The sequence below is a fragment of the Streptomyces sp. NPDC058964 genome, assembly GCF_042741275.1.
GTDB lineage: Bacteria > Actinomycetota > Actinomycetes > Streptomycetales > Streptomycetaceae > Streptomyces.
Genome location: NZ_JBHYKH010000296.1, coordinates 1 through 11,136, shown reverse-complemented (window position 1 = coordinate 11,136; position 11,136 = coordinate 1). Strand labels below are relative to the sequence as shown.

Here is an 11,136-nt window from a genome sequence, read left to right as displayed (position 1 = left end):
GCCCAGTCGAGGCCCGTCGCCCACCAGCCGCAGCCGGCCCCCGCGCTCCCGGGCCCTCGCCTCGGCCCGGCACAGCGCGCGCAGCCCGGAGCAGTCGAAGAACTCCACGGACCGCAGGTCGACCAGTACGTCGGCCTCCGGCCAGGCGGTCGCGTCCTGCCGCGGAACTCCCCGCCGGTAGAGCAGGAACGCGATCAGCGCGCCCGCGGCGAAGAGGCCCGCCGACCACCAGAACGCGGTGTGTAGCTCTCGATGGTCCCTGCGCCCGGACCAGCTTGCTGGTCGCCTCACGGCCGGTCAGGTAGTCGGTCGCGGCACTGGCGGCGAGGGTGTTCGGCAGGGCCGTACCGATCGAACCGCCCACCTGCCGCATGGCGTTGACGGTCGCCGAGGCGACACCCGCGTCCTCGGCCGCCACCCCGCCGGTGGCCAGCTGCATCGCGGGCGGCATGACCAGGCCCGGGCCCAGACCGATGACGACCAGCTGGGGCAGCACCGCGCTCACGTAGTGGGAGCCGACGCCGATGCCGGTCAGCCAGGCCATGCCGGCCGTGGCGACGGCGAAGCCCAGCGGGATGACAGCCTTCGGGTCGATGCGGGGGAGCAGGACGGTGGTGCCGAGCTGCGCCATCACCATCAGCGCGCCCACCATCGGCAGGAACGCCACACCCGTCTTCGTGGGGCTGAAGCCGAGGTTGAGCTGCAGGTGGTAGGTGAGGAAGAGGAACACGCCGAACATGCCGGCGCCGGTGACCAGCACCGCGACGAACGAGGCCGCCCGGTCGCGGTCGAGCAGGATCCGCAGCGGCAGCAGCGGGTGTTCCGCCCGGGTCTGCCACCAGGCGAAGGCCGCCAGGAGCAGTCCGCCCGCGATCAGAAAGCCCCAGTTCAGCGGCGAACCCCAGTCGTGGGTCCCGGCGTTGGAGAAGCCGTAGACCAGTGAGAACAGGCCGGTGGCGACGAGGATCGTGCCGGGTACGTCGAGCTTGGAGCCGGCGGCGTCGCGGTGGTTGCTCAGCAGGATCCACCCGCCCGCGAAGGCGACGACCGTGATGGCCACGTTCACGTACAGCGTCCAGCGCCAGTCGAAAGCGTCGGTCAGGACGCCGCCCAGCAGCAGGCCGACCGCACCGCCGGCGCCGGCGCCGTACACGCTGAACGCGCGCGCCCGTTCCCGGGCGTCGGTGAACGTCGTGTTGTGCAGCGACAGCGCGGCGGGCGCGAGGAGCGCGCCGTAGGCGCCCTGCCGGGCGCGCGCGGTGACCCGCGTCCCGAATCCGGTCGCCGCCCCGCCGAGCGCGGAGGCGCCGGCGAACCCGACGATGCCGACCAGGAAGGCGGGCTTGCGGCCGAACAGGTCGGCTGTCCGCCCGCCGAGCAGCAGGGGCGAGGCGAAGGCCAGGGCGTACGCGGTGACGATCCACTGCCGGTTGCCGTCGGAGAAGCCGAGGTCGGCCTGGGCGGAGGGCAGGGCGATGTTCACGATCGTGGCGTCGAGGACCACCATCAGCTGCGCGACGGCGATGACCGCGAGGATCCACCACCGCTTGGCGGGGGCGCTGTGCTCCGCCTGTGCCGGGGCGCCTGTGCGGGCGTCCTCGGTCAGCGTCTTCTGGGGCATGGGGAACCACTCCGGGGAAAGAAGTCCGGGTACGGGCGAACAACTCATAAACGAAACTGTTTCGTACACATCGAGGCGGGCCACATTCGGCGAAACGGCAAAGTTTCGTTAGTGGTCCAGCCTGTATTCCTTGACTGGCATATAACTACTGAGGCATATTGACTCCATGTCCGACTCCGCGCTCTGGGCCGCCCTCGCCGACCCGCACCGGCGGGTCATCGTCGCGCTGCTCCTGGAGCGGCCCCGGTCCGTCGGGGAGATCGTGGAGGCATGCGGTCTGAGCCAGCCCGGCACCTCCAAGCACCTGAGGGTGCTGCGTGAGGCCGGTCTGGTGCAGGTGCGACAGGATGCCCAGCGCCGCGTCTACGCCCTGGACCCGGCGCCGATCGCCGAACTCGACGCCTGGCTGGTCCCGTACCGCAGGCTGTGGAACGCGAGCCTGGACGCGCTGGGGCACCGCCTCGACGAGGCGTCGGACGACCCGAAGGAACCCTCTTCGAAGGACTGATCCGCCATGACCGCCGAACTCACCGGCACGTACCTGACCCTGGACGACGGCCGTGCGGCCGTCCGCTTCAGCCGTACCTACGACCATCCCGTGGAGCGTGTCTGGCGGTTCGTGACCGACCCGGGCGAGACGGTCCACTGGTTCCCGTCCCGCCTCCGGATCGAGATGGAAGCCGGGGGCACCGTCCACTTCAGCGGCGACCCCCACCAGGCGGACGACACCGGCACCGTGCTCGCCGTCGACGAGCCCCGGCACCTCTCCTTCACCTGGGGCGGCGACGAGGTGCGCTTCGACCTCGAAGCGCTGGACGGCGGGCGCACGCGCTTCACGCTCACCAACGTCCTCGGGGAGCGGAACGCAGCGGCCCGCAACGGCGCCGGCTGGGAGGTGTGCCTGCTGGCCCTCGACGCCGTGGTCCGCGGGGAGCTGCACGCGGGGCCGCACTCCGAGGACGCCGCCGACTGGCACGGGTACTACCGCGCCTACCTCGACGCCGGCATCCCCTCCGGGGCCCCGGTGCCCGACCCCGGCTGACCGCTCACGCCAGCTGCCGCCGCACCAGCTCGTGCAGCCGGCCGCCGGTGTCCGCCAGGAGTTCGGCGGGCGCCCCCTGCTGGGCGACCTTGCCGTTCTCCATCACGACGACGCGGTCGGCGTCCAGCACTGTCGACAACCGGTGGGCGATGACGATCCTCGTCGCGTTGAGCTTGCGCGTGCTCTCGATGACCGTGCGCTGGGTGTCGTTGTCCAGGGCGCTGGTCGCCTCGTCGAAGAAGAGGATGCGCGGGCGGCGGATCAGGGCCTGGGCGATCATCAGCCGCTGGCGCTGCCCGCCCGAGACCGCACCGCTGCCCGAGACGATCGTGTGCAGGCCCATCGGCATCCGCCGGATGTCCTCGGCGAGCCCCGCCATCTCGGCCGCCGCCATCGCCTCCTCCGGCGTGTACGGCTCGGTGCCGCAGATGACGTCCAGGATCGAGCCGGTGAACGGCTCGGCGTGCTGGAGCACCACCCCGCACTGGCGGCGCACGGCCGACCGGTCGAGGGCCGCCAGGTCCTGTCCGTCGTAGAGCACGCTGCCCGACGCGGGCCGGTCGAAGCCGATGAGCAGCCTCAGCAGGGTGGACTTGCCGCAGCCGCTGGGCCCGACGATCGCCACGAACTCGCCCGGCCGCACCTCGAAGGACACGTCGTCGAGGACGAGGGGACCGTCGTCGGCGTACCGGAAGGACAGCCTGCGGGCCTCGATGGCCCCGGACAGCGGACCGGGCCGGGTGCTCGCCGTGCGCACCTCGGGCGTCGCGTCCAGCACGGGCCGGATCTCCTCGAACAGCGGCAGCGCGGCCATGGCCGAGACGAACGAGCCGGTGAGCTGGGTGACCGAGGTCAGCAGCATCGTCACCGACGTGTTGAAGGTGAGGAACGCCGCCGCCGACATCACCCCCTTCGCCGGGCCCGCCAGCAGCATGAACATCAGCAGGGTGCACACCGGCAGGTACACCGCGCCCATCACCGTGGTGAGGTTCTTGATGCGGCCCACCTTCTGCTGGAGCTCACGGCTGCGCGCGAACTCGCCCGCCCAGGCGGCGTACGCGTAGTTCTCGGCCGCGGCCACCCGCAGCTTCGGCAGGCCGCGCAGCGTCTGGAAGGCCTGGTTGTTCAGCTTGTTGCCGAGCACCACGAGCCGTCGCTGCCAGCGCACCTGCCACAGACCGAGCGTCAGGAACACACCGGCGATGACCACGAGCATGCCGATCGCCGCGAACGCCATGGGCACGCTGTACCAGAACAGCAGACCCAGGTTCATCGCGCCGACGGTCACCGACTGGGCGACCACCGGGCCGACCCCCGCCAGCAGCCGGCGTATCGCGCTGATTCCCATGGCCGCGCCGGCCAGCTCGCCCGTCGACCGCTGGGTGAAGAACCGCGTCGGCAGGCGCAGCAGCCGGTCCCAGACGGCCGGCTGGAGCGTCGCCTCGACACGCCCCTCGAGACGGAGGACGGTCAGGTTCTCCAGGACCATGAACGCGGCCGCCACCACACCGCTGATCATCACGGCCAGGCAGACCTGCGCGATCGGTCCCTGCTGGGCCCTGGGCACGTACTCGCCGAGCACCTTGCCGGTGGCGACCGGCACCAGCGCGCCGATCGCCACCGTCACCAGCCCGGCGAGCAGCAGACTCAGCAGGTCGCCGCGCGTGCCGCGCATGCTGAACCGGAGTAGACCGAGCGGGCCCAGCCGCCGGTCGGGCAGCGGACGGTAGAACATCACCGCGCGCGGCTCGAACTCCTCCGCGTTGGCCTTCTCGACCGGTGTCTCCCGGCCGGTCGCCGGGTGCACCGCCACATAGCCGCCACGCCGCCACAGCAGCGCGACCGGCGCCCCCGACAGCACTCGCCGGCCCACCAGCGGGCCGACGTCGTCCCGCCACCACCGGCCGTCCAGCCGTACGGACCTCGTGCGCACCCGGGAGGCCAGGGCCACGCGCTCGACCGGGTCGAGGCGCTCGCTCTCGGTGCCGCTCTGCGCGGGTCCGGCGAGCGTGATCCCGGCGGCCCGGGCGACCAGCCCGCACGCGGCGTACGTGGCATCCGCGTCGGCGGCCGTCGTGCGTCGCGCCGACGCCCTGCCGATGGACGCGAGCAGCGTCCGGTCGGCCTGCGCGCGGACCGCCTCACCGGCCTTGATCCCGGCGGCCGTGCGGGTCTCGTGCGTGCGCTCCAGCTGCTCGATCCAGCGGTCCAGGGTGGTCAGCAGCCGGTACTGCTGGTCGACCATGCTCTGCCACACGGCCGGGTCCATCAGCAGGTCGGCGGCCGCCTCCGCGCCGTACAGCGACCCGTACTGGACGCTGCCCGGCGGCACCTGCATCCAGAACACGTCGTCGTCGTCCCCCACGCTCGAACGAACTCGCGCGGGGGCACCCCCATTCTCGGCGGCCCGCTCGGTGGCCATCGGCGCCTGGAAGAGGACGGACAGGCCGCGGCCCACACCCAGCGCGAGGGCGTACTCCAGCGGACTCGAAGTCGGGGGCACGTACTGCGGATTGCCGTACTCGTCGTACGACCAGGTCTGGGTGTGCGCCGGCTGGTACAGCTCGCGCAGCCCGATGCGGTGCACCACGCAGTCGCGCACCGGGCGCGCGACCAGGGTGTGCTGCGGTCCGGCGACCGGTCCGAGCAACAGCGAGCCCGCCTCCAGCCGGCCGAGGTGGTGCCAGTGGCCCTGCTCCTCGGCATCCACCGCGAACAGGTCCAGCGCACCCGCCGCGACCAGCCACAGCACTTGCGGGCCCGCCAGGTCGAGGCGGTTGAGACCGCCGCAGTCGATCGGCGTGCCCAGCGAGCCGAGTACCCCGAGGACGAGGTCGCCTTCCTGAACGGACGTCATCTCACCGCTCCCTGACCAGCGCCGCGTACGCGCCGCCGTGCGCGACCAGCGCCTCGTGCCGCCCGCGCTCCACGACCGTGCCGTGCTGGAGCACGACGATCTCGTCGCTGTCCCGCACCGTGCTCAGCCGGTGCGCGATCACCACACAGGCACAGCCGCGCCGGCGCAGGTTGTCCATGACCACCAGCTCGGTCTCCGCGTCCAGCGCGCTGGTCACCTCGTCGAGGACGAGGATGCTGGGCCGGCGGACCAGCGCCCGCGCGATCTCCAGGCGCTGACGCTGACCGCCGGAGAAGTTGCGGCCGTCCTGCTCGACCTTGCTGTGGATCCCGCCGGGGCGCCGCATGACGACGTCGTACAGGGCCGCGTCGCGCAGCGCCTCCACCACCGCGTCGTCCGGGACCGACGGGTCCCACAGCGCCACGTTGTCGCGGACCGAGCCCTCGAAGAGGAACACGTCCTGGTCGACGAAGGAGACGGAGGCCGCGAGCGCCCCGCGCGGGATGTCCTCCAGGCGCCGCCCGTCGATGCGGATCACGCCCTCCCAGGGGGCGTACAGTCCCGAGATCAGCCGGGAGACCGTCGACTTGCCGCTGCCCGATCCGCCGACCAGCGCCACCTGTTGGCCCGGGCCGACGGTCAGGCCGAAACCGGTGAGGAGGGGCTTGTCGAGGGGGCTGTAGCCGAACGTGATGTTCTCCAGCTCGACGTGTCCGTGCAGCCGCCGGGTGGAGTCGCCGGCGCCGGGGCGGGCGTAGAGCGGGTCCGCCTGGAAGTTCTCCACGTCCTTCAGCCGGGCCACGTCGGCGGCGAAGTCCTGGATGCGGCCCGCGACGCCGTTCAGCCGGGTGAGCGGCGCGGTGAAGCGGGTGACCAGCGCCTGAAAGGCGACCAGCAGGCCGACCGAGATATGTCCCGCCACCGCCCGCGTGCCGCCGATCCACAGGATGAGCCCGCTGTTCAGGGTGGCCAGGGTCGGCGCGACCACGCCGAGCCAGGCGCTCGGTACCCCGAGCCGCTGCTGTTCCTCCAGGGTGGTGGCGTGCTGCCCCGCCCACTTGCGGAAGTAGCCGTCCTCGCCGCCGGTCGCCTTCATCGTCTCGATCAACTGCAGCCCGGTGTAGGCCGTGTTGGTGAGCCGGGCGGTGTCCGCGCGCAGCTTCGCCGTGCGGGTCGCGCGCAGCCGTACGACCAGCCTCATGGCCACGATGTTGAGCAGCGCCACGCCGATGCCGACGAACGTCAGCTGCGGGTCGTACGTGTACAGCAGCACCGCGTACAGCACGACCACGACCGCGTCCACGCCCGCCGCCGCGAGGTCGCGGGCCAGGGTCTCGGCCACGGCGTCGTTGGACTGGAGCCGCTGCACCAGGTCGGCGGGGCTGCGCTGGGCGAAGAACGTCACCGGCAGTCGCAGCAGATGACGCAGGAACCGGGCGCTGGAGAGGGTCGAGGAGATGATGCGGCCGTGCAGCAGGTTGGCCTGCTGCAGCCAGGTGAGCACCAGCGTGAGCAGCACACAGGTGCCCATCGACGTGAACAGCACGCCCAGCAGGGACGTCTGGCCGCCGATCAGGAACATGTCGATGTAGGTGCGGCTGAGCGCGGGTACCGCCGCGCCGACCGCCACCAGCAGCAGGCTGGCCAGCACCGCCGCGGGCATGGTGCCCGCGGTGCCGCGCAGCCGGGCCGGCATGGCGCCGAGGACCCCCGGCCTGCGCCCGCCCTTCTCGAAGCCGTCGCCCGGCTCCATGACGAGGACGACCCCGGTGAAGCTCCCGTCGAACTCCTCGATGGGCACGAAACGGCGTCCCTTGGCGGGGTCGTTGACGAACACCCCGCGGCGGCCGAAGCGGCGCCCCACGCCGTCGTAGACGACGTAGTGGTTGAACTCCCAGAACAGGATGGCGGGGGCCGTCACCTCGGCGAGGGCGGCCAGGTCCATCTGCATGCCCTTGGCCGTCAGTCCGTAACTGCGGGCGGCCTTGAGCAGGTTGCTGGCACGCGAGCCGTCGCGGGAGACGCCGCAGGCGATGCGCAGCTCCTCCAGCGGGACATGGCGGCCGTAGTGGCCGAGCACCATGGCGAGGGAGGCGGCGCCGCACTCCACCGCCTCCATCTGGAGCACGGTGGGCGTGCGCACGGTCCTGCCCCGGCCCTTGGGGACGGGGCGCCGGGCCGGTGCGGCGCGCCGGCGGCCGCGGGTTTCCTGGGCGGTGGTCACGGGAGCAGCCAATCGACGGGACGCTGGTCGGCCAGCCGGATCGAACCCGTGGCCAGGGTCATGGAGTCGAGCCGGTACGGCGGCCCGTCCGCAGACGACCACCGGTAACCGCTCCGGGTGCCGGCCGCCCTGTCGAGCCTGACGAGTACGGCCACGGGGCGGCCCCCCTCGGTGAACTGTGCGCCCAGCTGGCTGTCGCCGAGGAAGGCGGCGATCGACTGGGCGGACTGGGCGGTGCGGTCCACCGACTTCACATGGCCGCGCAGCACGCCGTACCGCTGCGTGGACACCGCCGACACGGTGAGGTCGACGGCCGCGTCCGCGGGAATGGAGGCCGCGTTCTGGGCGGGGACGTACACCGTCGCGTACAACGGGTCGGAGGCACGGGCGACCTTCTCCACCGCGGCGACGTCGGTGCCGGTACGGATGATCTGGCCGACGGTGGCGGCGAGCGCGGTGACACGGCCCGCGGAGACCGTCCGGACGATTGAGTCGCCCTGGGCCGTACGGACCTTGAGGACGGGCGAGCCGGCCGGGAGCCGTTCGCCCTGCTCGGTGAGGACGGCGGTGACCTGGCCGGAGACGGGGCTCTGCAGGATGTAACTGCCCTGCGCGTACGTGAGGATGGCCGGCGCGCGCACCGTGGAGGCGACCGAGCCGGTCACCGCCCAGACGGAGGCGGCCGCCATCACCACGACGGTGACGGAGAGCGCCAGCCAGCCCTGGGGGCGGGCGAGGCGTACCGGAAGGTCGAGCTCTTCCGGTGACTGGAGCCTGGCGAGGGCCTGCTGGCGGAACTGCACGGGGGACTTCCCTCACCTGTGGGAGAGACTTCGCTGCGACTGGTTCTGGGCATCCGAGAGTCCCGGCGCCGGGGGGCGGCTCCGGGACTCAACGGCGACGAGGTGCGATCAGAGACCGGCGACCAGGCCGGAGACCGGCGTGGTGTTCAGGCCGGTGACACCCTCGACGGTGCCCACGGCCGTGTTGACCAGACCGGAAACCGGGGCGACGCCGTCCACCAGGCCGGTGACGGTGCCGAGGGCGTTCACGGAAAGGCCGCCGGAGACGTTGTCGAGGTCGGCGTCGGAGATCTCAGCGGTCTCGACCTGGGGGGTGGAGTTCATGATGGAACTTCCCTTCATATGGATAACTCACAAGGGGGAGAGCGGCCCCCTCCGATGACAGGTGGACGGCCGCGACCGCGGGCGCCGGGCGCCCGTTTCCGGAAGCCCTTCGCGGCTCCCGCGGTGCGATGGATCAAAGCACGCAGGCGGCTCGCGCATCCAATCAACCAGCCGTCTCACCTGCGCACTTGTGCCTTCGTGGGCCGCATCGGTGCAGGCGCGCGCACGGCTTGTCGGCGACTCCTTCACATGGCGCACGGCATCGGCGCAGACGGACGCTTGCCCCCGGGACGCCGAATCCGGCACTCCGCGCCAAAGACGCGGCAGGGGGCGCGCGCTTGTGCAGATACGCCGGACCCGGTGACTTGGTTGAGTATTCAATGTGCAGATTCCCTGAAGCGGGGATTCCGGCCCGGGGTCGCGACGGACCGTGTTCGGTCGATCGCCGAGCGTGTCAGTCCAGAAGTGCGTACACCGTGCTCGCCCGCGCGGCGACCCGCCCGGAGCCCTCGTCGGTCATCGTGATGTCCGCGAACGCCATCCGGCGGCCCAGCTTGGTCAGCACCGCCTCGATCAGGACATCCGAACCGGCCACCGCCCGCTGGAAGGACGTCGACTGCTGAACCGTCGTCATCGGCACGAAACCGCCGCGCGCTGCCGACACGGCGATCACGGTCGCGGTGTCGGCCGCGGCCATCAGGGCCTGCCCCGACAGACCCCCGCCCTCCCGGGAGAGCCGGTCGGACCAGGGCAGGCGCAGGACCGCACGGTCCTCGCCCAAAGCCACGGCCGACAGACCGAGTTCAAGGACCCAGGGGGCGAAGTTGGCGGAGAGGATCTTGTCGGCTTCGGCCGTGGTCATCGTCATATGGGGGATTGTTCCCGGCCGCGCCCGCCGACACGCGAGGCGTGGCCGATTCGCCGTCGCACAAAGCAAGTTGGCAAACGGAATTGAACGCAGCGCGTGACCCGTCCGTACCTACAGCCATCCAGGCGCCCCGATCCGCTGCCGGACCCCGGCAGAGACCCCGTCCCTTGGAGGTCGAGAAGTTTGAGTCACAAGCGAATGCCGAAGCGCAAGGCCGCGATAGCGGTGGGCGGTGTCGCGGCGCTCGGAGCGGCGGCCCTTCTGCTGCCCAACGCCAACGCGTCCCAGGACGGCGCCTCGGCGGATGCCGCCGCCGCTCCCAAGACCCTGAAGGCGACGGACGCCTCGGATCTCGCCTCGCAAATCGCGAAGGCCCTCGGTGACAACTTCGCCGGCTCCTACTACGACAGCGGCAAGCAGCAGCTCGTCGTGAACGTGGTCAGCGGCGACAGCAACGTGGTCGTCCAGGCGAAGAAGGCCGGCGCCGTCGTCCGGCAGGTGCAGAACAGCACGGCCGAACTCGCGGCCGCCGCGCGGACCCTGAAGACCAAGGCCACCATCCCGGGCACCTCCTGGGCCGTCGACCCGAGGACCAACAAGATCCAGGTCACCGCCGACAGCACCGTCACCGGCGCCAAGTGGAGCAGACTGGAGTCGACGGTCAAGGGCCTCGGCTCCGGCATGGCCGGCATCAAGAAGTCCGCCGGGACCTTCAAGACCTTCGTGTCGGGCGGCGACGCCATCTTCTCCCAGGTGCAGAACGGCACCGTCCGCTGCTCCCTCGGCTTCAACGTCACCGCGTCCGACGGCAGCCCCGCCTTCCTGACGGCCGGTCACTGCGGTGTCGCGGCCAAGGACTGGTCGGACTCCCAGAACGGGCAGCCCATCGCCACCGTGGACCAGGCCACCTTCCCCGGCGCGGGCGACTTCTCGCTCGTCAAGTACAACGACGCCGGCACCCAGGCGCCGAGCGAGGTCAACGTCGGCAACGGGCAGACCGTCCAGATCAAGCAGGCCGTGGACGCCACCGTCGGCACGACGGTCTTCCGCATGGGCTCCACCACCGGCCTGCACAACGGTCAGGTCACCGGCCTCGACGCCACGGTGAACTTCCAGAGCGAGACCGACCCCAACGGCGTCGACACGGTCACCGGTCTCATCCAGACCAACGTCTGCGCCGAGGCCGGCGACAGCGGCGGTTCCCTGTTCACCCAGGACGGCGGCGCGGTCGGCCTCACCTCCGGCGGCAGCGGAGACTGCACCAACGGCGGCGAGACCTTCTTCCAGCCGGTGACCGCCGCCCTGGAGGCCGTGGGCGCCACCCTGGGCGGCGGGGGGGGCGCCCCCCGGGACGGGGAGGCCCGGGGGGTGGAGGGCGGGGCGGGGGTCCAGGGCGC

The 11,136-nt window shown here is 71.7% G+C and carries 8 protein-coding genes and 2 pseudogenes; 3 read left to right on the top strand and 7 right to left on the bottom strand.

Translation table 11 applies throughout. The features are described from left to right. Both ACFW2E_RS29770 and ACFW2E_RS29765 read right to left on the bottom strand, forming a co-directional pair. Positions 1 to 153 (bottom strand): annotated as a pseudogene (locus ACFW2E_RS29770) (STAS domain-containing protein); the annotation flags it as partial. Next, positions 127 to 1,621 (bottom strand): annotated as a pseudogene (locus ACFW2E_RS29765) (MFS transporter); the annotation flags it as partial. The pseudogenes ACFW2E_RS29765 and ACFW2E_RS29770, both read right to left, overlap by 27 nt. Before the next feature lie 166 nt (positions 1,622 to 1,787). Here ACFW2E_RS29765 and ACFW2E_RS29760 point away from each other — a divergent pair. Together ACFW2E_RS29760 and ACFW2E_RS29755 are read left to right on the top strand one after the other, a co-directional pair. Continuing rightward, positions 1,788 to 2,129 (top strand): ArsR/SmtB family transcription factor, encoded by a 342-nt coding sequence (locus ACFW2E_RS29760; RefSeq protein WP_384470165.1) that lies wholly within the window; start codon positions 1,788 to 1,790, stop codon positions 2,127 to 2,129. Positions 2,130 to 2,135: 6 nt separating this feature from the next. Continuing rightward, positions 2,136 to 2,663, top strand: coding sequence for an SRPBCC family protein (locus ACFW2E_RS29755; protein ID WP_384470164.1), 528 nt, complete (start codon positions 2,136 to 2,138; stop codon positions 2,661 to 2,663). 4 nt (positions 2,664 to 2,667) lie between these two features. On the opposite strand, the gene ACFW2E_RS29750 is transcribed toward ACFW2E_RS29755, so the two are convergent. The 5 genes from ACFW2E_RS29750 to ACFW2E_RS29730 form a co-directional block, all read right to left on the bottom strand. Next, positions 2,668 to 5,520: an NHLP bacteriocin export ABC transporter permease/ATPase subunit gene (locus ACFW2E_RS29750; protein WP_384470163.1), complete on the bottom strand. Its 2,853-nt coding sequence runs from the start codon at positions 5,518 to 5,520 to the stop codon at positions 2,668 to 2,670. Between the two features lies 1 nt (position 5,521). Next, positions 5,522 to 7,744 carry an NHLP family bacteriocin export ABC transporter peptidase/permease/ATPase subunit gene (locus tag ACFW2E_RS29745; protein ID WP_384470162.1) on the bottom strand — a complete coding sequence of 741 codons (2,223 nt, stop codon included), beginning with the start codon at positions 7,742 to 7,744 and terminating at the stop codon, positions 5,522 to 5,524. After that, positions 7,741 to 8,547 (bottom strand): HlyD family efflux transporter periplasmic adaptor subunit, encoded by an 807-nt coding sequence (locus ACFW2E_RS29740; RefSeq protein ID WP_384470161.1) that lies wholly within the window; start codon positions 8,545 to 8,547, stop codon positions 7,741 to 7,743. Before ACFW2E_RS29740 ends, ACFW2E_RS29745 begins: the two co-directional genes overlap by 4 nt. Before the next feature lie 108 nt (positions 8,548 to 8,655). After that, entirely contained in the window at positions 8,656 to 8,871 is a 216-nt protein-coding gene (locus ACFW2E_RS29735; RefSeq protein ID WP_384470160.1) for a type A2 lantipeptide, read from the bottom strand. A 454-nt stretch (positions 8,872 to 9,325) separates the two neighbouring features. After that, on the bottom strand, positions 9,326 to 9,739 hold the full coding sequence (locus ACFW2E_RS29730; RefSeq protein ID WP_384470159.1) for a PaaI family thioesterase: 414 nt from the start codon (positions 9,737 to 9,739) through the stop codon (positions 9,326 to 9,328). Positions 9,740 to 9,937: 198 nt separating this feature from the next. Here ACFW2E_RS29730 and ACFW2E_RS29725 point away from each other — a divergent pair. After that, on the top strand, positions 9,938 to 11,136 hold a 1,199-nt coding region (locus ACFW2E_RS29725), incomplete at its 3' end, for a S1 family peptidase (RefSeq protein ID WP_384470158.1).

Bases quoted from the DNA above. Each gene is read 5' to 3' on its own strand.
- ACFW2E_RS29760 (WP_384470165.1), top strand. From the start codon at position 1,788: ATGTCCGACTCCGCGCTCTGGGCCGCCCTCGCCGACCCGCACCGGCGG.
- ACFW2E_RS29755 (WP_384470164.1), top strand. From the start codon at position 2,136: ATGACCGCCGAACTCACCGGCACGTACCTGACCCTGGACGACGGCCGT.
- ACFW2E_RS29750 (WP_384470163.1), bottom strand. From the start codon at position 5,520: ATGACGTCCGTTCAGGAAGGCGACCTCGTCCTCGGGGTACTCGGCTCG.
- ACFW2E_RS29735 (WP_384470160.1), bottom strand. From the start codon at position 8,871: ATGAACTCCACCCCCCAGGTCGAGACCGCTGAGATCTCCGACGCCGAC.
- ACFW2E_RS29730 (WP_384470159.1), bottom strand. From the start codon at position 9,739: ATGACGATGACCACGGCCGAAGCCGACAAGATCCTCTCCGCCAACTTC.